28 protein-coding genes are annotated in these 21,299 nt (G+C 67.0%); 18 read left to right on the forward strand and 10 right to left on the reverse strand.

Annotated features, from left to right (window positions below):
* The first annotated feature begins 17 nt into the window (after positions 1-17).
* Positions 18-1,190 carry an MFS transporter gene (locus GGR25_RS20670; RefSeq protein ID WP_183400758.1) on the forward strand — a complete coding sequence of 391 codons (1,173 nt, stop codon included), beginning with the start codon at positions 18-20 and terminating at the stop codon, positions 1,188-1,190.
* 46 nt (positions 1,191-1,236) lie between these two features.
* On the opposite strand, the gene GGR25_RS20675 is transcribed toward GGR25_RS20670, so the two are convergent.
* Both GGR25_RS20675 and GGR25_RS20680 read right to left on the reverse strand, forming a co-directional pair.
* The gene (locus GGR25_RS20675) at positions 1,237-1,386 is read right to left on the reverse strand and encodes a hypothetical protein (RefSeq protein ID WP_183400759.1); all 150 of its coding nucleotides are present in this window, start codon (positions 1,384-1,386) and stop codon (positions 1,237-1,239) included.
* Between the two features lie 153 nt (positions 1,387-1,539).
* Complete coding sequence (locus GGR25_RS20680; RefSeq protein WP_183400956.1) at positions 1,540-2,391, reverse strand: dienelactone hydrolase family protein; 852 nt, start codon at positions 2,389-2,391, stop codon at positions 1,540-1,542.
* Between the two features lie 456 nt (positions 2,392-2,847).
* On the opposite strand from GGR25_RS20680, the gene GGR25_RS20685 reads away from it, so the two are divergent.
* The 6 genes from GGR25_RS20685 to GGR25_RS20710 all read left to right on the forward strand — a co-directional run bounded on the left by GGR25_RS20685 (position 2,848) and on the right by GGR25_RS20710 (position 6,938).
* Positions 2,848-3,060, forward strand: a complete 213-nt coding sequence (locus tag GGR25_RS20685) for a cold-shock protein (RefSeq protein ID WP_183400760.1) — start codon at positions 2,848-2,850, stop codon at positions 3,058-3,060.
* Positions 3,061-3,391: 331 nt separating this feature from the next.
* Positions 3,392-3,895: a type III secretion system chaperone family protein gene (locus GGR25_RS20690; protein ID WP_183400761.1), complete on the forward strand. Its 504-nt coding sequence runs from the start codon at positions 3,392-3,394 to the stop codon at positions 3,893-3,895.
* 170 nt (positions 3,896-4,065) lie between these two features.
* Complete coding sequence (gene proC, locus GGR25_RS20695) at positions 4,066-4,890, forward strand: pyrroline-5-carboxylate reductase (protein ID WP_183400762.1); 825 nt, start codon at positions 4,066-4,068, stop codon at positions 4,888-4,890.
* A 68-nt stretch (positions 4,891-4,958) separates the two neighbouring features.
* Positions 4,959-5,618 carry a TetR/AcrR family transcriptional regulator gene (locus GGR25_RS20700; protein WP_183400763.1) on the forward strand — a complete coding sequence of 220 codons (660 nt, stop codon included), beginning with the start codon at positions 4,959-4,961 and terminating at the stop codon, positions 5,616-5,618.
* A 63-nt stretch (positions 5,619-5,681) separates the two neighbouring features.
* The gene (locus GGR25_RS20705; protein ID WP_183400764.1) at positions 5,682-6,026 is read left to right on the forward strand and encodes a tRNA-binding protein; all 345 of its coding nucleotides are present in this window, start codon (positions 5,682-5,684) and stop codon (positions 6,024-6,026) included.
* An 84-nt stretch (positions 6,027-6,110) separates the two neighbouring features.
* A complete protein-coding gene (locus GGR25_RS20710) occupies positions 6,111-6,938 on the forward strand; it encodes a VOC family protein (protein ID WP_183400765.1) in 828 nt (275 codons plus the stop codon).
* Positions 6,939-7,172: 234 nt separating this feature from the next.
* Here GGR25_RS20710 and GGR25_RS20715 read toward each other — a convergent pair whose 3' ends face one another.
* The 3 genes from GGR25_RS20715 to GGR25_RS20725 form a co-directional block, all read right to left on the reverse strand.
* Positions 7,173-8,513: an ATP-binding protein gene (locus tag GGR25_RS20715; RefSeq protein WP_246410145.1), complete on the reverse strand. Its 1,341-nt coding sequence runs from the start codon at positions 8,511-8,513 to the stop codon at positions 7,173-7,175.
* A gap of 205 nt (positions 8,514-8,718) precedes the next feature.
* Entirely contained in the window at positions 8,719-9,438 is a 720-nt protein-coding gene (locus GGR25_RS20720) for a response regulator (RefSeq protein WP_183400767.1), read from the reverse strand.
* Between the two features lie 53 nt (positions 9,439-9,491).
* A complete protein-coding gene (locus GGR25_RS20725; protein WP_246410148.1) occupies positions 9,492-9,923 on the reverse strand; it encodes a MarR family winged helix-turn-helix transcriptional regulator in 432 nt (143 codons plus the stop codon).
* A gap of 397 nt (positions 9,924-10,320) precedes the next feature.
* On the opposite strand from GGR25_RS20725, the gene GGR25_RS20730 reads away from it, so the two are divergent.
* A complete protein-coding gene (locus tag GGR25_RS20730; protein ID WP_183400769.1) occupies positions 10,321-11,220 on the forward strand; it encodes a branched-chain amino acid aminotransferase in 900 nt (299 codons plus the stop codon).
* A gap of 61 nt (positions 11,221-11,281) precedes the next feature.
* On the opposite strand, the gene GGR25_RS20735 is transcribed toward GGR25_RS20730, so the two are convergent.
* Complete coding sequence (locus GGR25_RS20735) at positions 11,282-11,617, reverse strand: GIY-YIG nuclease family protein (protein WP_183400770.1); 336 nt, start codon at positions 11,615-11,617, stop codon at positions 11,282-11,284.
* 117 nt (positions 11,618-11,734) lie between these two features.
* Here GGR25_RS20735 and GGR25_RS20740 point away from each other — a divergent pair, with 117 nt between their 5' ends.
* Complete coding sequence (locus tag GGR25_RS20740; RefSeq protein WP_183400771.1) at positions 11,735-12,175, forward strand: DUF1330 domain-containing protein; 441 nt, start codon at positions 11,735-11,737, stop codon at positions 12,173-12,175.
* Positions 12,176-12,178: 3 nt separating this feature from the next.
* Here the strand turns inward: GGR25_RS20740 and GGR25_RS20745 are convergent, their stop codons facing one another.
* Positions 12,179-12,469, reverse strand: coding sequence for an accessory factor UbiK family protein (locus GGR25_RS20745; RefSeq protein ID WP_183400772.1), 291 nt, complete (start codon positions 12,467-12,469; stop codon positions 12,179-12,181).
* 167 nt (positions 12,470-12,636) lie between these two features.
* On the opposite strand from GGR25_RS20745, the gene lgt reads away from it, so the two are divergent.
* The 5 genes from lgt (at position 12,637) to GGR25_RS20770 (ending at position 17,025) form a co-directional block, all read left to right on the forward strand.
* Positions 12,637-13,467, forward strand: a complete 831-nt coding sequence (lgt, locus tag GGR25_RS20750; RefSeq protein ID WP_183400773.1) for a prolipoprotein diacylglyceryl transferase — start codon at positions 12,637-12,639, stop codon at positions 13,465-13,467.
* 8 nt (positions 13,468-13,475) lie between these two features.
* Entirely contained in the window at positions 13,476-14,543 is a 1,068-nt protein-coding gene (locus GGR25_RS20755) for a class I SAM-dependent methyltransferase (RefSeq protein ID WP_183400774.1), read from the forward strand.
* A gap of 21 nt (positions 14,544-14,564) precedes the next feature.
* The gene (pgeF, locus tag GGR25_RS20760; protein WP_183400775.1) at positions 14,565-15,335 is read left to right on the forward strand and encodes a peptidoglycan editing factor PgeF; all 771 of its coding nucleotides are present in this window, start codon (positions 14,565-14,567) and stop codon (positions 15,333-15,335) included.
* 95 nt (positions 15,336-15,430) lie between these two features.
* Positions 15,431-15,946, forward strand: a complete 516-nt coding sequence (locus GGR25_RS20765; protein WP_183400776.1) for a hypothetical protein — start codon at positions 15,431-15,433, stop codon at positions 15,944-15,946.
* A gap of 146 nt (positions 15,947-16,092) precedes the next feature.
* The gene (locus GGR25_RS20770; RefSeq protein WP_183400777.1) at positions 16,093-17,025 is read left to right on the forward strand and encodes a ribose-phosphate pyrophosphokinase; all 933 of its coding nucleotides are present in this window, start codon (positions 16,093-16,095) and stop codon (positions 17,023-17,025) included.
* A 58-nt stretch (positions 17,026-17,083) separates the two neighbouring features.
* Here GGR25_RS20770 and GGR25_RS20775 read toward each other — a convergent pair whose 3' ends face one another.
* The 3 genes from GGR25_RS20775 to exbB form a co-directional block, all read right to left on the reverse strand.
* Positions 17,084-17,434 carry a hypothetical protein gene (locus GGR25_RS20775; protein WP_183400778.1) on the reverse strand — a complete coding sequence of 117 codons (351 nt, stop codon included), beginning with the start codon at positions 17,432-17,434 and terminating at the stop codon, positions 17,084-17,086.
* 225 nt (positions 17,435-17,659) lie between these two features.
* Entirely contained in the window at positions 17,660-18,079 is a 420-nt protein-coding gene (gene exbD / locus GGR25_RS20780) for a TonB system transport protein ExbD (protein WP_183400779.1), read from the reverse strand.
* A 6-nt stretch (positions 18,080-18,085) separates the two neighbouring features.
* The gene (gene exbB / locus GGR25_RS20785; protein WP_183400780.1) at positions 18,086-18,961 is read right to left on the reverse strand and encodes a tonB-system energizer ExbB; all 876 of its coding nucleotides are present in this window, start codon (positions 18,959-18,961) and stop codon (positions 18,086-18,088) included.
* A 192-nt stretch (positions 18,962-19,153) separates the two neighbouring features.
* Here exbB and GGR25_RS20790 point away from each other — a divergent pair, with 192 nt between their 5' ends.
* The 4 genes from GGR25_RS20790 to GGR25_RS20805 all read left to right on the forward strand — a co-directional run bounded on the left by GGR25_RS20790 (position 19,154) and on the right by GGR25_RS20805 (position 21,290).
* A complete protein-coding gene (locus GGR25_RS20790; RefSeq protein ID WP_183400781.1) occupies positions 19,154-19,768 on the forward strand; it encodes a 50S ribosomal protein L25/general stress protein Ctc in 615 nt (204 codons plus the stop codon).
* Positions 19,769-19,804: 36 nt separating this feature from the next.
* Positions 19,805-20,560 (forward strand): aminoacyl-tRNA hydrolase, encoded by a 756-nt coding sequence (gene pth, locus GGR25_RS20795; RefSeq protein ID WP_183400782.1) that lies wholly within the window; start codon positions 19,805-19,807, stop codon positions 20,558-20,560.
* Positions 20,561-20,629: 69 nt separating this feature from the next.
* A complete protein-coding gene (locus tag GGR25_RS20800; RefSeq protein WP_183400783.1) occupies positions 20,630-20,929 on the forward strand; it encodes a hypothetical protein in 300 nt (99 codons plus the stop codon).
* The gene (locus tag GGR25_RS20805) at positions 20,844-21,290 is read left to right on the forward strand and encodes a PIN domain-containing protein (RefSeq protein ID WP_183400784.1); all 447 of its coding nucleotides are present in this window, start codon (positions 20,844-20,846) and stop codon (positions 21,288-21,290) included. Before GGR25_RS20800 ends, GGR25_RS20805 begins: the two co-directional genes overlap by 86 nt.
* The last annotated feature ends 9 nt before the right edge of the window (positions 21,291-21,299 follow it).

Here is a 21,299-nt window from a genome sequence, read left to right on the forward strand (position 1 = left end):
TCGCGAACGGACTTCCTATGCCCTTGGCGCTCTTCGCCCTCGCCGTTGCCTCATTCGGCATCGGCACGACCGAATTCGTCATCATGGGCCTGCTGCCGGATATCGCCGCCGATCTCGGCGTGACGATCCCGGCCGCCGGCCTCTTGATCACGGGCTATGCGCTCGGCGTCGTGGTCGGCGGTCCGATCATCGCGATCGCGACGGCGAAGCTGCCGCGGAAGACGACGCTGATCGGCCTCGCCGTTCTCTTCGTCATCGGCAATCTGCTCTGCGCCATCGCGCCCGACTACGGCCTGCTCATGGCGGCCCGTGTCGTCACGGCCTTCGGCCACGGCGCCTTCTTCGGCATCGGCGCCATCGTCGCGGCGAGCCTGGTGCCGCACAATCAGCGGGCACGGGCGATGGCGATGCTGTTCGCCGGGCTGACGCTGGCCAACATCCTCGGCGTCCCGGCCGGAACGGCGCTCGGCCATGCCTTCGGCTGGCGCTCGACTTTCTATGTCGTGGCAGCAATCGGCCTCGTCTCGGTGGCGGCGATCAGCATCTGGGTGCCTCGCACCGACGGCCTCCGCGCGCCCGTCAGCCTGATCAGCGAGTTCCGCGTATTCCGCAACGGCCAGGTCTGGCTCGCCATGGCCATCAGCGTCGGCGCCTCGGCCAGCATGTTCTCGGTGTTCACCTATATCGCGCCGATCCTGCAGCAGGTGACGGGCCTGACGCCGCAGACGACCACCTGGGTGCTGCTGCTGTTCGGCTTCGGCATCACGATCGGCAATCTGATCGGCGGGCGCCTCGCCGACTGGAAGCTGATGGCGACCGTCATCGGCGCGCTGGTGCTGCTGACGGCCGTGCTCGCCCAGTTCACCTTCTCGAGCCACTCGCCGCTCGGCGCCAGCATCACGGTGTTCGTCTGGGGCATCGTCTTGTTCACGCTCGTCCCGCCGCTGCAGATGCGCGTGATCGAATGCGCCGGCGAAGCGCCCAACCTCGCTTCGACGCTGAACCAGGGCGCCTTCAATCTCGGCAATGCCGCCGGCGCCTGGATCGGCGGCGCCGCGCTTACGCTGGGGATCGGCTACGACCATCTGCCGCTCGTCGGCGCCGCGCTTGCGATCGGCGCGCTCGGCATCGCGATCGCCTCGCGCAACATGGCACGCCGCGAGACGGCGATCGCCTGTCCGGCCGAATAAAAACCAATGATTGGGCCGAAGACGGCCGTGCGCTGCCGGGCAGCCGCTAGTGCGCGCGAACCAGGCCGGTGGCCGCCTGCGCGCCACAATAGCGCGCATCGGAGCCCCATACGCCGCCAAAGGCGGCGCTCGGCAGCATGATCAGGAGCCATACGGCTCCGGCAGCAATGATGTTCTCAGCCCCGAACTTGGACATGACGCTGCTTCCCGGCGATATCGGCTATCTGCTGCATAAGTCTGGTGAGGACATTCGGTTCCGTCGGCAGCCCCCGCCGAAACCGAATGTTGCGAGCCATAATATGCAGTGATCGTGCCAATTTCGTGACAGGGAAAGGCGTTAGCCCCGGTTTCAGCCGAGATTTGCCTTGAAGAAGTCGATCGTCCGCGACCAGGCGAGCTTGGCGGCGGCCGCGTCGTAGCGGGCTGACGACGTGTCGTTGTTGAAGGCGTGGTTGACGCCGTCATAGACGAAAACCTGGTAGTCCACGCCGGCCGCCTTCAGTGCCGCCTCATAGGCCGGGATGCCGGCATTGATGCGATCGTCGAGGCCCGCATAGTGAAGCATCAGCTTCGCCTTGATCTTGGGCACATCCGCCGCCGGGGCCTGCATGCCGTAATAGGCGACGCCCGCGACGAGATCCGGCGTGGCGGTCGCCAGACGGTTCACGACGCCGCCGCCCCAGCAGAAGCCGACGGCGCCGACCTTGCCGTTCGATTCCGGCAGCGCCTTGAGATAGGCGACGGCCGCCACCGCCTCGGCGATCGTCGCCGCGGGGTCGAGCTTGCCGATCTTCTCGCGCGCCGCATCCTCGTCGGCCGGCGTTCCGCCATCCCGGCTGAGCAGGTCGATGCCGAGAGCGAGGAAGCCCTCGAGCGCGAGGCGGCGCGTCACATCCTCGATATGCGGGTTGAGGCCCCGGTTCTCGTGGATCACCAGGACGGAGGGCAGCTTGCCGGCCGCATCGTTGGGCGCAGCCAGATAGCCGGAGAGCTGCACGCCACCGGGTCCCGGAAAGGTCACGGGTTTCGTCGTGATCCGGGCATCGTCCGCGGCGACGATCGCGGCCTGAGCCTTGTTGGCGGCCAGCAGCGGCACGATGGCGGCAGCGGCCACCGAGCCTCCGGCGAGCCGCGTCAGCTTGTCGAGAAAGCCGCGGCGGTCGAGCGTCAGGTGGGTGTATTCGTCATAGAGACGGATCATCTCCTGAGTGACGGCAGGTCGTGTCGGCTCCGGCACGGCAATTCCTCCTCTGATCGATGCGATCCTAGGGAAGTGGGGCTCGCAGCGGTCCGATCAACCGCCATGCCGATCACGCGCGCGTGATCAGGCCGCGCGAGAGGCTCGGACGCGGCGATCTCGCCCAGCGCTGCGCGCGCGCAATGCCCCTGAGAACTCGCGCACGCATCGATTTCGGCGCGGCAAGCAAGATCGTTGCGTTCGTGCGAGTTGTGTCGCATTCTTCTGGTTGCGAGGGCAGACGAGAAGCTGACGGAGACTGGACTAAGCTGTGTCGGATGTTTGGATATCCCGGATCGGTGCAATGCATCGACCGCCGGGTGCCAGAGGAAGACACTGAGACCTTTCGCCGACATCTGGGTGCCTGACAGCCCGGCCGCCAACGAGCGGCCGGTAGGGAGCGGAAGGGAAGGATCGGGAATGCGCCAGACGGGAACCGTCAAATTCTTCAATGCGTCGAAGGGTTTCGGCTTCATTACGCCGGATGACGGCGGCAAGGATGTCTTCGTGCATGTCACCGCTGTCGAGCGTTCCGGCATCGGTGCGCTCAATGACGGCATGAAGGTTTCGTTCGACACCGAGCCGGACAAGCGCGGCAAGGGCCCCAAGGCGGTCGACCTCCGTCCCGCCTGACATCGAGCGCCTCGCCCTCAAGGCGAGGATGCTGACCGCCGGCGGCACCGCTTCCGGCGGCTTTGGCTTGTGTGACGTCGACTGACGTTACCCACCTTTTCTTTTGCACATGCGAAGAAAAGTGATCTCGCAAACCGCGACCACGCCTATATACTCAAATCAGAAGAGATTCGCGCTGCCGGGTCCCGAACTCGGCATTGATCTCGAATAGACAAGGGCGTTTCGCGCCGATGCGCGGGACATTTCTTGCTCGAAACGAAGGAGGAGCCAGGCTTCGCTTTCGGAATGCTGTTGATGCGTCCCATTCCCCGATCAGGCGCGAGGATCGGCCATGAGCCTCATTGAATTCGAGACCGAAGATCGTCCGGTGAATCCGCTGGACCGGATCGAGCATGTCGCGGCAGCGAACGACTGGAATTTCGAGCGTTCCGCCGATGACGAGCTGACGATTTCGGTCGGCGGCGGCTGGTGCGACTACCATGTCTCCTTCTCCTGGATGGAGGATATGGAGGCGGTGCATCTCGCCTGCGCGTTCGACCTGAAGGTGACAGACCCGCGCAAGCTCGAAGTGATGCGCCTGCTGTCGCTGGTCAACGAACAGCTCTGGATCGGCCATTTCGACCTGTGGAGCAAGGAAGGCGTGGTCATGTACCGCCAGACCCTGCTGCTCGCCGGCGGTGCCGAGCCGAATTCCGCCCAGATCGAAGGCCTGCTCGAAAACGCGGTCGAGAGCTGCGAGCGCTATTACCAGGCGTTCCAGTTCGTCGTCTGGGCCGGCAAGTCGGCGGCCGAGTCCCTCGAAACCGTCATGTTCGAGACGGTCGGCGAGGCCTGAGGCACAGGCCTTCGCGCACAGAGCCGTTGGCAGAGCGGCTCGTCCGGCGTAAGGCGAAGGGGTGATCCGGCGCGTCGCGCCGGACCAAGCCTTTTGCCTCCGAGCATTTTCTTCAGGCGAACCGGTATGGACTTCGCCTGAAGACGCTCCAGATCGGATCCGCGCCTGCCATGTCCTTCGCAAGCTTCTCCCCGGCCTCCCCCCTCGTGCTCATCGGCGCTGGCAAGATGGGAGGCGCCCTGCTCGCGGGCTGGCTCGCGGGCGGGCTCGATCCCGCCGCGGTCGTCGTCGTCGATCCCAAGCCCCCGGCGGATACGGAGGCCCTGCTCGCCAAGGCCGGTATCGTGCCGCTCGCGGCTCCCCCCGCCGGCGTCAAGGCGCGGCTGCTGCTGCTCGCGATCAAGCCGCAGATGATGGGCGGCGCCCTGCCCGCGCTCAAGGCGCTGATCGGGCAGGGCACGCTGACGCTCTCGATCGCCGCCGGCACCACGGTCGCGACCATCGCCGAGGCGCTCGGCGGCGCCATCGTCCGCGCCATGCCGAACACGCCGGCGCAGGTCGGCCGCGGCGTCACGGGCCTCTACGCCAATCAGGCCGCCACCGCCGAGGACCGCGCACTCGCCGGCGCGCTGCTCTCCGCCGTCGGCGAGATCGGCTGGGTGGAGAGTGAAGGCCTGATCGACGCCGTCACCGCCGTCTCGGGCTCCGGCCCCGCCTATGTCTTCCTGCTCGCCGAAGTGCTGGCCGAGGCCGGCGTCGCGGCCGGACTCGAACCGGAGCTCGCTGCCCGCCTCGCGCGGCAGACGGTCTCCGGTGCGGGCGAACTGCTCTACCGCTCCGACCTGCCGCCGGCGGAGCTGCGCCGTAACGTCACCTCGCCCAACGGCACCACCGCCGCCGCGCTCGACGTGCTGATGGCCGAAGACGGAATGGCACCGCTGATGATCCGCGCCGTCGCCGCCGCCAAGCGGCGGGCGGAAGAGCTGGCGGGCTAGAGAAAAGCCTCGCCTTCGCCACATCCCGCACCCATCTTGGTGCGAGGCGAAACCGAGGAGTTCGGATCATGGCGAGCGAGAAGACGAAGAAGGCGATCGTCGAGGCGTTCATGGCGCTGCTCGGCGAGAAGCGGTTCGAGGCGATCGGCCTCGGCGAGATCGCGGAGCGCGCGGGACTGACGCTTGCCGATCTCCGCGATGCGTTCGACGGCAAGGTCTCGATCCTCGCCGATTTCGTCCGCCGCACCGATCGCGCCGTGCTGGACGGCATCGAGCAGCCCTCCGCCGAGGAGAGCGCGCGTGACCGCCTGTTCGACATCGTCATGCGCCGCCTCGATCTCCTCGCACCCCATAAGGCCGCGCTCGGCTCGCTCGACGCCAGCGTCCGCCGCGATCCGGGGCTGGCGCTCTGCCTCAACAGAGTAGCGCTCGACAGCGCCCGCTTCATGCTGGCCGCCGCCGGTATCGGCACGGGCGGGCTTCTCGGCGCCGCGCGAGCGCAGGGCTATGTGCTGATCCTCGCCCGCGTGCTGCCGGTCTGGCGCGAGGACGAGGACCCGGATCAAGGCCGCACCATGGCGGCGCTCGACCGCGCGCTGGAGCGGGCCGAAGGCTGGTCGCGCCGCTCGGAGAAGCTGGCCAAGGCCGCCTGCTCGATCGCGGCGCGCATCGAGAAGCGCCGCTCCACGCGGCGGGGCACGGACCGGCCCGCCGCCGACGCGGCTTGACGGCGCCGCGCGGTGATGTGCTACGCGGGGAGAACAGCCTTCACCCCGCGAGGAGCCCCGCGCATGACGACCGCCCCCATCAGTTTCGACGACTTCATGAAGGTCGACATCCGCGCGGGCACGATCGTCGAGGCGCAGCCCTTCCCCGAGGCGCGCAAGCCCGCCTACAAGCTGGTGATCGATTTCGGGCCGGAGATCGGGCGCAAGAAATCCTCGGCCCAGATCACGAAATACTACACGCCCGAGGAGCTCGTCGGCCGCCAGGTCATGGCGGTGGTGAACTTTCCGCCGCGCCAGATCGGCCCGTTCATGTCCGAGGTGCTGACGCTCGGCATGCCGGATGACGAGGGCGCCGTGGTTCTGACGGCGATCGAGCGACCGGTTGCGAATGGCGCGCGCCTTTTCTGACACGGTGTGTTCACCCGCGGGCCCCTGCCGCAGGCGGGGTCTGGCATCCTATCTTCACGGCATGATGGAAAAGGATGTCCAACGATGACCGCCGCTGTTGCCGGGAATGATCTGCCCTTCGCGCTGACGCGGCCGATCCATGTCGCCGCGGTCGGCCTCAAGGCGCGCGATGTCGACCGCGTCGCCGATTATTACCGCACCATCCTCGGGCTCGAGACGCTCGGGACAAAGGACGGCGCCGTCAGCCTCGGTGCCGGCGGCACGGCGTTTCTCGAAATCGCGCCGCTCGGGCCCAATGGGCTCGAGGACGATCCCCGCAGCGCCGGCCTGTTCCATACGGCGTTCCTGATGCCGTCGCGGGCCGATCTCGGGCGCTGGATCATGCGCGCATCACAGGATCGCTTTGCCGTGGACGGCACGGCCGATCACATCGTGAGCGAGGCGATCTATCTGACCGATCCGGAAGGCAATGGCGTCGAGATCTATGCCGACCGGCCGCATGAGGGCTGGGTCTGGAGCAACGGTACGGTCAATATGTCCACGTTGCATCTCGACCTCAGGCCCATCGTCGAGTCGGCCGGCGCGGAGAGGGCGCCCTATCGCGCGGCGCCGGCAGGGCTGCGGATCGGCCATGTGCATCTGCGTGTCGGCGATCATCAGGCGGCCGAGCGCTGGTGGATGTCGGAAGTCGGGCTCCAGCCCGTCGCCGATTATACCGGCGCGACGTTCCTGTCGTCGGGCGGCTATCACCACCACATCGCGGGCAATATCTGGCGCAGCCGCGGCGCCAGAGCGCGCGATCCGCAGCGCAGCGGCCTCGCCTTCGTCGAGATGACGGGCTCCGGCGTCGCGGCGGAGAAGGAACTGGTCGATCCGTGGGGCACGGTGGTGCGGCTGGTGCCGGGAGCATAAGGCCGAAGGTGCTCGACGGCCGGCGCTTCGCTTCCCCTCTCCCTGAGGGAGAGGGCTTTCGACCTTGGTGTCGCAGGGAGCGAAGCGACCGAGACACCTAGGTCGGAAGGGTGAGGGTTTACGGACCATCCCGGAAATTCTTGCCCGGAGACCATGGCGGAGAGGCCGTAAACCCTCTCCCGGCCCTGCGGGCCGACCTCTCCCTCAGGGAGAGGTGAAAGAACGAGGCCCATCCTAAGCCGGGATCGACACGCTGGCGCGCAGGCCGCCCAGCGGCGAGTCGGTGAGCTCCACGTCGCCGCCATGCGCCCGCGCTATGTCGCGGGCGATCGAGAGGCCGAGGCCGGTTCCGCTTTCGTCGAGATTGCGCGCCTCGTCCAGGCGGTAGAACGGGCGGAAGACCACCTCGCGCTGCGCCTCGGCAATGCCGGGCCCGTCATCGTCGACATGCACCGTCAGCCAGCCATCGGCATGGAGCCCGGTGACCGTGACCGTGCTGCCGTGCCGGCAGGCATTGGTGACGAGGTTCATGATGCAGCGCTTGAACTCGCCCGGCCGCAGATTCACCACCGGATCGCCCGAGAAGCTGCTCGTCACGTCATGGCCGAGCCGGCGGGTGTTGTCGGCGATCTCGCGCAGCAGCGCTGCCACGTCGGCATTGCGCGAGGGCTCGTCGACATCGCCGCGCGCGAAGGCGAGATAGCCTTCGAGCATGCGCTGCATGTCGTCGACATCCTTGCGCATGGCGCGGACATCGTCGTTTTCGCGCAAGAGCGCCAGCTGCAGGCGGAAGCGCGTCAGCACGGTCCTGAGGTCATGGCTGACGCCGGCGAGCATCGTCGTGCGCTGCTCCATCTGGCGCTGGATGCGATCCTGCATCTCGATGAAGGTCGCGCCGGCGCGGCGCACCTCGCGCGCCCCGCGCGGCTTGAAATTCTCGATCGGCCGTCCCTTGCCAAAGCTCTCGGCCGCATCGGCGAGCTGCTGGATCGGCCGGATCTGGTTGCGCAGGAAGGCGATGGCGATGACGAGCAGCACGAGGCTCGTGCCGACCATCCAGAAGATGAAGATCTCCGAATTGGACGCATAGGTCTGGCTGCGCCGGGCGAGCACGCGCATCACCTTGTCACCCAGCTGGATGCGCACCTCGACGAGGTTGGACTTGCCGACCGTGTCGATCCAGAACGGCTTGCCGATCTGCTGGCTGATCTCGTTGGAGAGCGCGCTGTCGAGCAGCGAGAAGAAGGGCTTGGGCGCCGCGGGCGGCAGCGGCTCGTTCGGCACGATCGACACGACGAGGCCGAGCCGCTGCGCGGCGATGCGCACGATCTCCTGCTCGTTGGTCGCGCCGGGATAGGTCTCGATCAGGTCGGTGATCGCCGCGATGTCGCGCACCGTCGCGGCGGAGAGACGCCGCGTCACGGTCTGCCAGTGGCGCTCCATGAAGACGAAGGCGACCACGGATTGCAGGATGACGATCGGCGCGATGATGATGATGAGCGCGCGGGCATAGAGCCCCTTCGGCATGGCCTGGCCGAAGCGGCGGCCCACGAAGCGCCAGGGCGCGAGCGCCATGTCGATCGCCGGCTGGATGCGACGAAAGCCGCGGCGCGCGGCATTGACGGACGGCGAGCGCGCGAGGCGGCGGACGAGCGCGACCAGCGGCCAGTCGGACCAGCTTCCGATCCGGCCGATGCCGTGGAACGGATGCGGCGGCTTGTCCATCAGGCCTTTCGTCCGGCTGGGCGGCGGGGACGCGCGCCCGGTGCGGGGAACAGCGTCACGCCTCGGTCACCAGGCGATAGCCGATGCCGCGCACGGTCTGGAGATAGAGCGGGTTGGTCGGATCGACCTCGATCTTGCGCCGGAGCCGGTTGATCTGCACGTCGATCGTCCGTTCTCCCGCCGGCTCATCCTCGGCGAGCAAAGCAAGGCGCGGCACCGTCTCGTTCGGGCTCGCGGCGAAGACGGCCATGATCTGGCGCTCACGGTCGGTGAGGCGCACGGTCTCCGTGCCGCGGCGCAGTTCGCGGCGGCCGATATGGAAGGTGAACGGGCCGAAGCGAAGCTGCTCGATCAGCGGCGCCGGCGCCGGCGCGCCGCGCTTCAGGATCGCATTGATGCGCAGCACCAGTTCGCGCGGCTCGAACGGCTTGCCGAGATAGTCGTCCGCCCCGCCCTCGAAGCCGGCGATGCGGTGTTCGATCTCCGCCCGCGCGGTGAGCATGAGGATCGGCACGTCGAGCGTCTCGCGGAGGCTCTTCATCAGTTCGAGCCCGCTCTCGCCCGGCATCATCACGTCGAGAATCAGAAGGTCGAAGGCGAGGCCGCCGAGCCGCCCGCGCGCCTCGCCGGCATCGGAGGCGACATCGACGCGAAAGCCGTTGTCGGTCAGATAGCGCTGGATCAGCGAACGGATGCGCTGGTCGTCGTCAATGACCAGGATATGCGGGGCATCGTCCGCGACGATGGGCTGAAGAGAGGTGGCGGCATCACTCATCGAACACTCCTCGGGCGCCGGGGCGAGCCGGCAGCGATCCTCCCGCCGGCGGCTCAGCGGCCGATCAGCTTCGTCACCTTATCGCGTTCCTCGGCGTCGATCATCATGCGCAGGAAGTGTTCGGCCCCCCGCCGCTCCTCCGCCGACAGCCCCGCGAACGCAGCCTGGACACGGCGCGCCTGCGGCTCGGTCAGGCGCAGCGACAGCGCGCGGCCCTTCGCGGTCGGATAGAGCAGGCGCTGGCGCCGATCCACCGGTCCCGGCACCTGCTCGATATAACCCGTGTCGATCAGCTGCTTCAGCACGCGGCCGAGCGACTGCTTGGTGATCTTGAGGATATCCAGAAGGTCGGCGACCGGCATGCCGGGATGGCGGCTGACGAAATGGACGACGCGGTGATGCGCCCGGCCGAAATCGAAGGTCGCCAGCACCGCGTCGGGATCCGACACGAAGTCGCGATAGGCGTAGAACAGCAGCTCGATCATCACGATCTCGGGATGCTCGGCCAGCGAGACGGGATCGCTGATCGGGCCCGAGAGCTCATGCGACGCCGGCTCCGACACGGAAGGGGTGTCCGATCCGGAATCTGCCGCGAAATTTACGTCAGCCATATTGACATATTTCGGTTCGATTGTTACGTGAGAGACCGTCGCGACGAAATCTTCGAACGCGCCAGCCGTGCCCCTCTGCAATGTGAAACGCAGAAGCGCGCCTCGACCGGCACATTACCGATAGTTTCGCGGCGGTGCAAAATGGCCCGACCGGTCGCCGGTCCGTCTGCTGAGGGCGCAATGGCGCTTTACAAAGACGGAAAAACGCGGGATTCGGGTCGAAACGACACGACAAGCAAGGGTCTTGGAGACCCATTTGGGAGCGATGACGATGAGCGCGGTTGCCTTCGATCAGAAAGATGGATGGATCTGGTTCAATGGATCCTTCGTGCCCTGGAAGGACGCCAAGGTTCACGTACTGACCCACGGGCTCCATTATGGCAGCGGCGTCTTCGAGGGCGAGCGCGCCTATGGCGGCAAGATTTTCAAGCTGCGCGAGCATACCGAGCGCCTGTTCAAATCGGCCGAAATCCTCGATTTCCAGATCCCCTACACGCTGCAGGAGATCGACGACGCCTGTCAGGCGACGCTGGCCAAGAACGGCCTGGTCGACGGCTATCTCCGTCCGATCGCCTGGCGCGGCAGCGAGATGATGGGTGTGTCGGCCCAGAAGAACCGGATCAATGTCGCTATCGCCGCCTGGGAATGGCCGTCCTATTTCAGCCCGGCCGAGCGTCTCAAGGGCATCCGCCTGACCTTCGCGAAGTATCGCCGTCCCGATCCGCAGACCGCGCCCTCGCTCGCCAAGGCGTCCGGCCTCTATATGATCTGCACGATCTCCAAGCATGAGGCGGAGCGCCGCGGCTATGCCGATGCGCTGATGCTCGACTGGGAAGGCAATGTCGCCGAGGCCACCGGCGCCAACATCTTCTTCGTCAAGGACGGCGTCATCCATACGCCGCTCGCCGACCGCTTCCTGAACGGCATCACGCGCCAGACGGTGATCGATCTCGCCAAGGCGCGCGGCTATGAAGTCGTCGAGCGTCGCATCTCGCCGGACGAGCTGCCGACCTTCTCGGAATGCTGGCTCTGCGGCACGGCCGCCGAGGTGACCCCGGTCTCCGAGATCGACGAGTTCCGCTTCACGCCCGGCAAGATCACCGAGACGCTGATGAACGACTACACGGCCGCCGTCCAGCCGGCCGAGCAGAAGATCGCCGCGAACGCCTGAGGCGAGACGACATCGATGACGAAAGGCCGGGCCATCGCCCGGCCTTTTTGTTGCGCCGGATTCAGATCGCCTGCGCGCCGAGCCGCGTGCGCCAGGCGGCGCAGCGCTCCTTGAGCAACCCGTTCAATATGTAGCTCGACTCCTCGTCCTCGATCCGCTCGAGGACGCTGAGCGCGATGGCGTGCTCGCCATGCGCGTTCCAGGCGGCCTGCAGCGAGCGGCTCGGATGCGAGCCATGCTCCAGCGTGAAGCGCATCCGGTTCCAGATCGCATCGAGATTGGTCGTCTGGCCGACCCAGACCGCATCCGCCGCCGCGCAGCGAAGCTCATAGATGCCGATCGCGCGCTCGCGCTTCTTATAGGCGGAGATCGCCGCCTTCCTGTCTTCGGTGTTCATCCGGACATGCCTCCGGCTCCGGAAAAGGCCGGAGCGATCGGCATTTTTTATCCGGGTATTATTGCATGCGCAATATCACCCGGATAAAATAAGGCCAAGATCACGGAAGGAAGCGCCATGGCCGCCGACACGACATGCTATCTGGACGTCACGCAGGAAGCGGGCGCCACCTTTTTCCGGCGGGGCCTCGTCGGTCCGGTCGTGATGCTGAACCTGCTGCGGTTTCGCGAACGCGCCGACTATGCGGCGCATCCCGATCTCGCCCCGCCGACGCCGATCAGCGGCGCGGAGGCATTCGATCGCTACGTCGCGTACACGCTGCCTTTTCTGACACGGAGCGGCGGCTCGATTCTCGGCCTGTATGAGGGCGGTCCGAACCTGATCGGCCCCGCCTCCGAGCGCTGGGATCGCGTCATGCTGATCCGGCAAGCGAGCGTCGCGTCGTTTCTCGCCTTCGCCGACGATCCGGCCTACCGCGCCGGCCTCGGCCACCGCACGGCGGCGCTGGCCGATTCGCGTCTCGTCCCGCTCACCGAGCGGGACGGCGTCCAGGCGTAAGGTCTATTCGCCCGTCGGCGCGGCCACCACATGGCCCTGCGTCAGCACGGCGAGCTTTGCCTCGAGCTCGGCGACACGGGCGGCGAGCGCCTCGTTCTCGATCCGCGCCTTCTGCGCCATCTCGCGCACGATCTCGAATTCCTCGCGCTTGACGAAGTCCATGTCGCCGAGGAAACGCTCGGCCTGGTGCTTCATGGCGGTCTCCGCCTCGCGGCGGACGCCCTGCGCGATGCCGGCGGCATCGGTCATCAGCTTGGCGAAATCGTCGAACATGCGGTTCGGGCCCTGTTCCATGGAATCCCCTCCAAGCGGTCTGCGTTGATCTGACTATGGGGTTTCGGCCTGCCGCCAGCAAGGGCGCGGCGGCGCGACCAAGCGCGGCAGAGGCCGGCCCGACGAGGCCTTGACCCTACCATAGTCTCGGCGCACCTATGCCCGCGACGCGCAAATCCGGGGTTTTCATGCTCAACGTCCTCCCCTTCCCCGCCATCAACCCCGTGCTGATCGAGATCGGGCCGTTCGCGATCCGCTGGTACGCGCTGGCCTATATCGTCGGCATCCTGTTCGGCTGGTGGTATGCGCGCCGCCTCGTCTCCAATCCGCGCCTCTGGGGTCCGTCCGGAGCGCCGATGCGCGTCGTCGATCTCGATGATTTCGTGGTCTGGGCGACGGTCGGCATCATCGTCGGCGGCCGGCTCGGCTATGTGCTGTTCTATGATCTCGGCAAGTTTCTCGCCGCGCCGCTGACCATCTTCGAGGTCTGGCATGGCGGCATGTCGTTCCATGGCGGCTTCCTCGGCACGGTGATCGCCATGATCCTGTTCGCGCGGAGCCGGAAAATCCCGGTCTGGTCGCTGATCGACACGATCGCGCCCTCGGTCACCGTCGGCCTCTGCCTCGGCCGCCTCGCCAATTTCGTGAATGGCGAGCTCTGGGGCCGGCCGGGCGACGTTCCCTGGGCCATGGTGTTTCCGAACGCCGACCTGCAGCCGCGCCATCCGAGCCAGCTCTACGAGGCGCTGCTCGAAGGCGTCGTGCTCTTCCTGGTCCTGCGCTTCTTCACCCACAGGCAGCTGCGCCTCAGCCAGCCCGGCTTCATCTCGGCGATCTTCGCGATCGGCTATGCGCTGGCGCGAATCGTCTCGGAATTCTTCCGCGAGCCGGACATCCAGATCGGCTATCTGGCCGGCGGGCTCACCATGGGCATGCTGCTCTCGCTGCCGCTTCTCATCGCCGGCATCATCCTGCTCGTCGTGGTGCTGCGGCGGCCGGTGCCCGCACCGGCCTCGTGAGCCTCGCCATGCTCGACAAGCAGCCGACCCCGCTCGCGCTGCGTCTGGCGGCCCGCATCGCGCGCGACGGCCCGCTGACGATCGCCGATTATATGGACGCCTGCCTCGGCGATCCTCAGCACGGCTATTACATGACGCGCGACCCCTTCGGCACGGCGGGCGATTTCGTCACCGCGCCGGAGGTGAGTCAGATGTTCGGCGAACTCATCGGCCTCTGGGCCGTGAACGCCTGGCAGCAGATGGGCGCCCCCTCCCCCTTCATCCTCGCGGAACTCGGCCCCGGCCGCGGCACGCTGATGGCCGATGCGCTGCGTGCCGCGCGGCTCGTGCCGGCCTTCGAGACGGCCGCGCGCATCGTGCTGGTCGAGACCAGTCCGCGCCTGACGCTGCTCCAGCGCGAACGCCTCGCCGGGCACGAGGTCGTCTGGCTGCGGGCCGTGGACGCGATCCCGGCGGGACCGGCCATCATCCTCGCCAATGAGTTCTTCGACGCCCTCCCCGTCCACCAGTTTGTGCGCGCCGGAGGCGGATGGTCCGAACGCTGCGTGGCGCTTGAGGGCGGCGCCCTCGCCTTCCAGCTGCGGCCTGCGCCGGATTTCGAAGGTCCGGCTGATGTGGCCGACGGCGAGACGGTCGAGATCGCCGCGATATCCGGCGCGATCATGTCCGAGCTCGCCGCACGGATCGCCCGGGACGGCGGCGCGATCCTCGCCATCGACTACGGCCATGAAGGCGCTGGGCATGGCGACACGCTGCAGGCGCTCCGCGCGCACGCATTCGATCCCCCGCTCGCCCACCCCGGCGAAGCCGACCTCACGGTCCATGTCGACTTCGCCCGCCTCGCCGAAGCCGCCAGAGCCGCCGGCGCGGTTCCTGCGCGGCTGATGACGCAGGGAGCCTTCCTCCTCGCCCTTGGCCTCGTCGAGCGCGCCGGCCGGCTCGGTGCCGGTAAGCCCGCTCCCGTTCAGGACGAGATCCGCAGCGCCGTCGAACGCCTTGCGGCGCCCGGCGCCATGGGCGATCTGTTCAAGGTGCTGTGCGTCACCGCGCCCGACCTCCATCTTCCTCCCTTCTAGAAGCGGCCACGGACCAGGATCATGAAGCTCACCTCCGATGCGCTCTCCGCTCTCCCGTCGATCCGCCACGGCTTCTTCACCCGCGAGGGCGGCGTCTCGGACGGGATCTATGCGAGCCTCAATTGCGGCGTCGGCTCGCTCGACGTCCGCGCTGCCGTCAACGAGAACCGCGCGCGGGTTACCGCGGCGCTCGGCGTCGACCCCGGCCGCCTCGCGACACCGCATCAGGTCCACAGCGACGTCGCGGTGATCGTCGACGAGCCCTGGCAGACGGGCGCGGGACCAAAGGCCGATGCCGTAGTCACGGCGCGGCCGGGCCTCGCGGTCGGCGTCGGCACCGCCGATTGCGGTCCCGTCCTGTTCGCGGATGGCGAGGCCGGGGTGGTCGGCGCGGCGCACTCCGGCTGGAAGGGCGCCTTCACCGGCATTCTCGAGGCGACGATCGACGCCATGGAGAGCCTCGGCGCACGGCGCGAGCGCATCGTCGCCGTGCTCGGGCCGACCATCTCGCGCGCAGCCTATGAAGTCGGGCCCGAATTCCGCGCCCGCTTCCTCAATGCCGATGCGGCGAATGCGCGCTATTTCGAGCCCTCGACGCGCGCGGAGCATCACCTGTTCGATCTCCCCGCCTATATCGGCGCGCGACTCGGCGCGAGCGGCATCGGCCGTTTCGAAGATCTGGCGCTCTGCACCTATGCCGACGAGGCGCGCTTCTTCTCCTATCGGCGCACCACCCATCGCGGCGAGCCCGACTATGGCCGCTTGCTGCACGCGATCGCGATTGCGGACTGAAACACGAAATCCACAGCCCCCGTTCTGGACCGTGACGGCATTTGCGTCTAGGAAGGACATGGGGTCTGGACGAGCGCGCCGGCAGGACGATCGCCATGATAGTTAAGGGTAAAAAGCTGTTGCCGATGGCGTTCGCGCTGGCGGCGGCTCTGTTCGTGGCGGCGTGCGGCAACACGGGCGGCGGCGGCTCCTCCTCGACCTCGGTCGGAGGCAGCACGGCGCCCGCGCCGCCCACGGTTCCATTTGCCGAGGCCAAGTTCGCCTTCGCCCCGGTGACCGGCGCTCCGGCCACCGTGCTGACGCGCCTTTCCGCCGAACTCGGCAAGGAAGCCTATATCCAGCACGTGTCGCTGGTGCCCTCCGGCGACACCGCCGCGACTTATGTCGTGAAGGGTTACCTCTCGGCGCTCGGCGATACCTCCGGCACGATCCTCGTCTATGTCTGGGATATCTTCGACACCAGCGGGCGGCGCGTACATCGCATTTCCGGCCAGGAAACCTCGGCTGGCGGCTCGCAGAGCGACCCCTGGTCGGGCGTCGATTCCTCGACGACGGCCAATGTCGCGCGCCGCACGATCTCGTCGATCGTCGCCTGGGGCAACGCCCGCTAGAGGGCGCCCGGCGCACGTCGGACGGGATGGCGCACGCCTGCGCCAGAATCGCGTTTGCAGTGCGGCACCTCAATTGCTACAACGCCGCCGGCTGCCCCTCCCCGGAGTCGGGCGCGGATTTTCCCCTGACGACGGGACCGGACACCTTGAAGCTGGTTGCTGGAAACTCCAACCGGGTGCTCGCCGAGGCGATCGCCAACTATCTTGAAATTCCGCTCGCCAAATGTCTCGTCCGGCGCTTCGCCGACCAGGAGATCTTTGTCGAGATCCAGGAAAACGTGCGCGGCGAGGATGTCTTCGTCATCCAGTCGACGAGTTTCCCGGCAAACGACCACCTGATGGAGCTGCTCATCATCATCGATGCGCTCCGCCGGTCCTCGGCCCGGCGCATCACGGCGGTCCTGCCCTACTTCGGCTACGCAAGGCAGGATCGCAAGGCAGGACCGCGTACGCCGATCTCGGCCAAGCTCGTGGCCAACCTGATTACCCACGCCGGCGCCGACCGCGTGCTCACCCTCGATCTCCACGCCGGCCAGATCCAGGGTTTCTTCGATATCCCCACCGACAATCTGTTTGCCGTTCCGGTGATCACCCGTGACATCAAGGAGCATTACGAGCTCGAGAATGTCATGGTGGTCTCGCCGGATGTCGGCGGCGTGGTGCGCGCCCGCGCCCTCGCCAAGCGGATCGACGCGCCGCTCGCCATCGTCGACAAGCGCCGCGAGCGCCCCGGCGAATCCGAAGTCATGAACATCATCGGCAATGTCGACGGCAAGGACTGCATCCTGTTCGACGACATCGTCGATTCGGGCGGCACGCTCTGCAACGCCGCCGAGGCCCTGCTGGCCAAGGGCGCGAAGTCGGTCGTCGCCTATATCACCCACGGCGTGCTGTCAGGCGGCGCCGTCGCGCGCATCGCCTCGTCCATGCTGAAGGAACTGGTGATCACCGATTCGATCCAGCCGACCGAGGCGGTGCAGAAGGCGGAGAACATCCGCGTCACCTCGATCGCAACGCTCATCGGCGAAGCGATCAACCGCACGGCCAGCGAGAAATCGGTCTCGAGCCTGTTCATCTGAAGCCGCGCGGGCCGGTCAGCGGCCCGCGTCGAGCCAGACCAGCGCCGGGCGCGTCACGTCATGGTGCTGCTGCGGCAGCCTCTCCATTCTGGGCGACGAGGCCGAGCTGCGCGAGCGCATCGGCCAGCGACGCCTTGCGCAGGCTGAGCGAAACCTGCGTCTTCAGGCGCGCCGCCGGGACGAGAATGCCGGCTCCGGAAATGCCGTCCAGCGCCGCGGCCAGATCGCCGAGCTCGATGTTCTTGATGCAGAGATCCACCATGGTCTCGATCGACTTGGCCGGCCGTTTGGCAAAGGCCGGCTGAACCATCGGATAGTCGCAGACGCAGACACAGATCCCGTCGTCATAGGTATAAATGCAGTAGCACTGCGTCGCAGCCGGGCACTGGGAATCGCATTCACAGCTCATGGCATCCTCCATCGGGGCCGCCGGCGCCCCCGACCGGCGCGATCTCGGCAAGCATGATGGATCGAGCAGAACGCCGAAGCTAGCCGAAACGCGGACAGGACACGGCATCAGGCCGCGGTTTGCACCGATCGGCCAGGGTGTGCTCCGGGCATGCATCGGTCAGACCGGAAGGATCGCAAGGGGGATGACGACGGGGTCCGGCCGATCCAGCGGGCGCTGAACGGCCTAGCGGCCCGCGTCGAGCCCGACGAGCGCGACCTTGGCATAGCCGGCGTCGCGCAGGCGGTTCATGACCTCCACCACCTCGCCATAGTCGATACGCCGGTCGGCGCGGAGATAGATGCGTTCCCCGCGATTGCCGCCGCTCGCCTGGTCGAGCGCGGCGCCAAGCGCCGCCGGATCGACCGGATCATTGCCGAGCTTCAACCCGAGATCCCGGCCGATCGACAGGAAGAGCGGCTTGCCCTCGCGCGGCGCCGCCTTGGCGTTGGAGCGCGGCAGCTCGACCGGCACGTCGACGGTGGCGAGCGGCGCGGCGATCATGAAGACGATGAGCAGCACAAGCATCACGTCGATGAAGGGCGTGACGTTGATCTCGCTGTTCTCGGAAAGTTCGTCGTCGCTGTCCTGAAGGCGGGCGGCCATCGCTCCCTACTCCGCCGCCGCGGCGACGATGCGCAGCGAGCCGCGCTGCGCGGCGCGATCGAGATCGCGCGACAGCAGCGCCAGTGCCTCGGCCGCGACATCGGCGAGCGCCGCCTTGTTGGCCGCCGTCATGCGGGCGAAGATATTGTAGAAGAGCACCGCGGGAATGGCCGCGGCGAGGCCGACGCCGGTGGCGAACAGCGCCTCGGCAATGCCCGGCGCGACGATGGCGAGGTTGGTCGTGTTCGACTGGCTGATGCCGATGAACGAATTCATGATGCCCCAGACGGTGCCGAACAGGCCGACAAAGGGCGAAAGCGAGCCGACGCTCGCCAGCACGCCGGTGCCACGCGCCAGTTCACGGCTGGAGCCGGCCTGGATCCGGTCGAAACGGATCACGACGCGCTCCTTGATGCCGGCAGCGGGCAGGCCGCGCGACACGTCGATCTCGTCGGACGCGGCCCGCACCAGCCGCGCCGCGGCGTCGCGCCGCCGCCGGGAGAGCTCGAGCGCCTCGTCGAGCGTCCCCACCCGGCCGAGACGATGGCGGAAAGCCGTCCAGCGCCGGCGCACCGCCGTCAGCTCGAACACCTTGGTGAGGAAGATCGCCCAGGTCGCGACCGAGGCGAGCGCGAGGCCGCCGATCACCGCTTTCACGACATGATCGGCGCCGAGGAACATGCCGATCGGCGACAGGTCGTGCGGCAGCGTCGCGGGATCGACAACGGCTTCGCCCGTGCCCCCCATCTCGCCGGGCGCCGCGACCTCGACGGCGACGGCTGGTCCGAGCGAATCGGGAACCTGCGCGGCGGCAGCCAGCGGCAGGAGAAGAAAGATCGACGCGACGATCGACGCGGCAACCCGGCGGAGTGCGTCCGGCATGGCGCCCTTCGGATTAAAGTTGAGTTCTATACTCCGAATAAAGCCGTCGCCCACGGAGTTCAACCCCCGTGCCGCAGTTTGGAAGGATCCTTGCTTGTCGCCCCTGCCGGCCTCGGCTATAAGGCGCACGGCCGCGCCGACACCCCTGGAGGCACCGCGGCCTTTTTTCGTTGTTCAAGAAGGAGAATACCGATGAGCACCTCTTACGAGCTCACGGCCTCCGTGCGCAACCGCGTGGGCAAGGGGGCCGCCCGGGCGTCGCGTCGCGAAGGTAAGATTCCAGCCGTCATCTATGGCAACAAGCAGGCCCCGCTTTCCATCGAGCTGTCGCACAAGGACGTCTATCTGAAGCTGCATGCCGGCGGCTTCCTGACGACCGTCGCGACCATCAACGTCGATGGCGAGAAGATCCGCGTCATTCCGCGCGACTACGCGCTGCATCCGGTCACGGACCAGCCGATCCATGTCGACTTCCTGCGCGTTTCGGCCGGCTCGACGCTGCATGTCGAAATCCCCGTGCAGTTCATCAACGAGGACAAGTCCCCGGGCCTGAAGCGCGGCGGCGTGCTCAACATCGTCCGCCACGAGATCGAGGTGACGGCTCCGGCGGATGCGATCCCGGATCACATCGTCGTCGACCTCTCCGGTCTCGACATCAACGACTCGGTTCACATCTCGGCCGTGACGCTGCCGGAAGGCGTGAAGCCCGTGATCGACCGTGACTTCACCGTCGCGACGATCGCCGCACCCGCCGCCCTGACGTCGGCCGAGCAGGCCGAGGCCGACGCGGCAGCTGCCAAGGCGTAAGCCGCGGTCCTCCGGTTCGCACAAGGGGACGCGTCCATGCTCCTCATCGTTGGCCTCGGCAATCCCGGTGGCCAGTATGCGCTGAACCGGCACAATATCGGCTTCATGGCGGCGGATGCCATCCACCGCCGCCATGGCTTCTCTCCCTGGCGCTCGCGCTTTCATGCCGAAGTGGCCGAGGGCACGCTTGCCGGTCGCAAGGTGCTCCTCATGAAGCCGCAGACCTATATGAACGACAGCGGCCGGGCCGTTGCCGAGGCCGCGCGCTTCCTCAAGATCCCCAATGCCGATATCGTCGTGATCCATGACGAGCTCGACCTGCCGCCGGGCAAGACGCGCATGAAGGCGGGCGGCGGGCATGGCGGCCACAATGGCCTGCGCTCGATCAGCGCCCATCTCGGCGACGATTATCGCCGCCTGCGGCTCGGCATCGGCCATCCCGGCGCCAAGGAACTCGTCCATGCGCATGTGCTGCATGATTTCTCGCGCGCCGAAGCCGAGGAATGGGTCAACGGCCTGATGGACGCCATCGCCGACGCCGCTCCCCTGCTCGCCGACGACAAGGACAGCACCTTCGCCAACCGCCTGCATCGCAGCGAGCCCAAGGCGGCGGCACCGGGCAAGGCGGCGCCTTCCGACAAGGCCAAGGCGTCCGACAAGCCGAACGGCGACATGACTTCCCCGTCCGCGCCGCAGGCCCCTGCCCCGAAGGCCAGCGGGCTCCAGGCGGAAAAGACGTCCGACAGCCCCTTCGCTGCGGGGCTGAAGCGCCTCTTCGGCAAGGGCGACTGACGCATCGCCTTGACAAGGCGACACGAAGACACGAAATCCGTGTCACACGAAGTTCGTGCCGGAACCGCCATGAAGAACGTCACCATCACTCTCGACGAGAAGGTCGCCCAATGGGCCCGCGTCGAAGCGGCCAAGGCCGGCAAGAGCCTGTCGCGCTGGCTGGGCGAAAGGCTGGAGAACGACATGCGCCACGCCGCCTATTCGTTGACCGATCTCGAATCCTTCTTGTCGGGACCTGGGTATCCCGGCATCGCTGCCAATATGCCCAGGAGGGATGACCTCTATGACGACCGGGATCTTCGTCGACAGCAACATTCTGATCTACAGCCTCGATCCCAACGAACCGACGAAAAGGATCAAGGCGGCTAATTTCGTCCGCCTTGCAGCCCTGTCGCATCGGCTGGTCACGAGTCCTCAGACCCTGAACGAGTGCTATCGCGTGCTGACGGATCGCCGGAAAATCATGCCGAGGCCGGATGCGCGCCGGTTCATCGGATCGCTCCTGCCGAGCTGCACGGCACCGATCGACGCCTCCACGACCGCTAAGGGCTGGGAGGTTCAGGACGCCACCGGCTTCGCCTGGTGGGACTGCGTTATGCTCTCTTCGGCGCTGAAAGCGAATTGCGGGCTGTTCGTGACGGAAGATCTGGAGCATGGGCGCGTGATTGATGGTATGCGCATCGTCGATTTATTCCGTGATGAACAGGGCCTCGAAGCCCTGATGAACTGAGAAAGCACC

Source organism: Kaistia hirudinis (genome assembly GCF_014196455.1).
Lineage (GTDB): Bacteria > Pseudomonadota > Alphaproteobacteria > Rhizobiales > Kaistiaceae > Kaistia > Kaistia hirudinis.

What these genes read in the sequence shown, in the direction of transcription:
- GGR25_RS20725 (WP_246410148.1), bottom strand. Translation starts at nt 9,923, where the DNA reads ATGATCGAGCTGCTGTTCTACGCCTATCGCGACTTCGTGTCGGATCCC.
- GGR25_RS20700 (WP_183400763.1), top strand. Translation starts at nt 4,959, where the DNA reads ATGGCGAGCGAGAAGACGAAGAAGGCGATCGTCGAGGCGTTCATGGCG.
- GGR25_RS20670 (WP_183400758.1), top strand. Translation starts at nt 18, where the DNA reads ATGCCCTTGGCGCTCTTCGCCCTCGCCGTTGCCTCATTCGGCATCGGC.
- GGR25_RS20705 (WP_183400764.1), top strand. Translation starts at nt 5,682, where the DNA reads ATGACGACCGCCCCCATCAGTTTCGACGACTTCATGAAGGTCGACATC.
- GGR25_RS20790 (WP_183400781.1), top strand. Translation starts at nt 19,154, where the DNA reads ATGAGCACCTCTTACGAGCTCACGGCCTCCGTGCGCAACCGCGTGGGC.
- GGR25_RS20680 (WP_183400956.1), bottom strand. Translation starts at nt 2,391, where the DNA reads ATGATCCGTCTCTATGACGAATACACCCACCTGACGCTCGACCGCCGC.
- GGR25_RS20675 (WP_183400759.1), bottom strand. Translation starts at nt 1,386, where the DNA reads ATGTCCAAGTTCGGGGCTGAGAACATCATTGCTGCCGGAGCCGTATGG.
- pgeF (WP_183400775.1), top strand. Translation starts at nt 14,565, where the DNA reads ATGAAGCTCACCTCCGATGCGCTCTCCGCTCTCCCGTCGATCCGCCAC.
- lgt (WP_183400773.1), top strand. Translation starts at nt 12,637, where the DNA reads ATGCTCAACGTCCTCCCCTTCCCCGCCATCAACCCCGTGCTGATCGAG.
- exbB (WP_183400780.1), bottom strand. Translation starts at nt 18,961, where the DNA reads ATGCCGGACGCACTCCGCCGGGTTGCCGCGTCGATCGTCGCGTCGATC.
- GGR25_RS20720 (WP_183400767.1), bottom strand. Translation starts at nt 9,438, where the DNA reads ATGAGTGATGCCGCCACCTCTCTTCAGCCCATCGTCGCGGACGATGCC.
- pth (WP_183400782.1), top strand. Translation starts at nt 19,805, where the DNA reads ATGCTCCTCATCGTTGGCCTCGGCAATCCCGGTGGCCAGTATGCGCTG.
- GGR25_RS20735 (WP_183400770.1), bottom strand. Translation starts at nt 11,617, where the DNA reads ATGAACACCGAAGACAGGAAGGCGGCGATCTCCGCCTATAAGAAGCGC.
- GGR25_RS20710 (WP_183400765.1), top strand. Translation starts at nt 6,111, where the DNA reads ATGACCGCCGCTGTTGCCGGGAATGATCTGCCCTTCGCGCTGACGCGG.
- GGR25_RS20745 (WP_183400772.1), bottom strand. Translation starts at nt 12,469, where the DNA reads ATGGAACAGGGCCCGAACCGCATGTTCGACGATTTCGCCAAGCTGATG.
- proC (WP_183400762.1), top strand. Translation starts at nt 4,066, where the DNA reads ATGTCCTTCGCAAGCTTCTCCCCGGCCTCCCCCCTCGTGCTCATCGGC.
- GGR25_RS20775 (WP_183400778.1), bottom strand. Translation starts at nt 17,434, where the DNA reads ATGAGCTGTGAATGCGATTCCCAGTGCCCGGCTGCGACGCAGTGCTAC.
- GGR25_RS20800 (WP_183400783.1), top strand. Translation starts at nt 20,630, where the DNA reads ATGAAGAACGTCACCATCACTCTCGACGAGAAGGTCGCCCAATGGGCC.
- GGR25_RS20805 (WP_183400784.1), top strand. Translation starts at nt 20,844, where the DNA reads ATGACGACCGGGATCTTCGTCGACAGCAACATTCTGATCTACAGCCTC.
- GGR25_RS20685 (WP_183400760.1), top strand. Translation starts at nt 2,848, where the DNA reads ATGCGCCAGACGGGAACCGTCAAATTCTTCAATGCGTCGAAGGGTTTC.
- exbD (WP_183400779.1), bottom strand. Translation starts at nt 18,079, where the DNA reads ATGGCCGCCCGCCTTCAGGACAGCGACGACGAACTTTCCGAGAACAGC.
- GGR25_RS20715 (WP_246410145.1), bottom strand. Translation starts at nt 8,513, where the DNA reads ATGGCGCTCGCGCCCTGGCGCTTCGTGGGCCGCCGCTTCGGCCAGGCC.
- GGR25_RS20740 (WP_183400771.1), top strand. Translation starts at nt 11,735, where the DNA reads ATGGCCGCCGACACGACATGCTATCTGGACGTCACGCAGGAAGCGGGC.
- GGR25_RS20755 (WP_183400774.1), top strand. Translation starts at nt 13,476, where the DNA reads ATGCTCGACAAGCAGCCGACCCCGCTCGCGCTGCGTCTGGCGGCCCGC.
- GGR25_RS20765 (WP_183400776.1), top strand. Translation starts at nt 15,431, where the DNA reads ATGATAGTTAAGGGTAAAAAGCTGTTGCCGATGGCGTTCGCGCTGGCG.
- GGR25_RS20730 (WP_183400769.1), top strand. Translation starts at nt 10,321, where the DNA reads ATGAGCGCGGTTGCCTTCGATCAGAAAGATGGATGGATCTGGTTCAAT.
- GGR25_RS20690 (WP_183400761.1), top strand. Translation starts at nt 3,392, where the DNA reads ATGAGCCTCATTGAATTCGAGACCGAAGATCGTCCGGTGAATCCGCTG.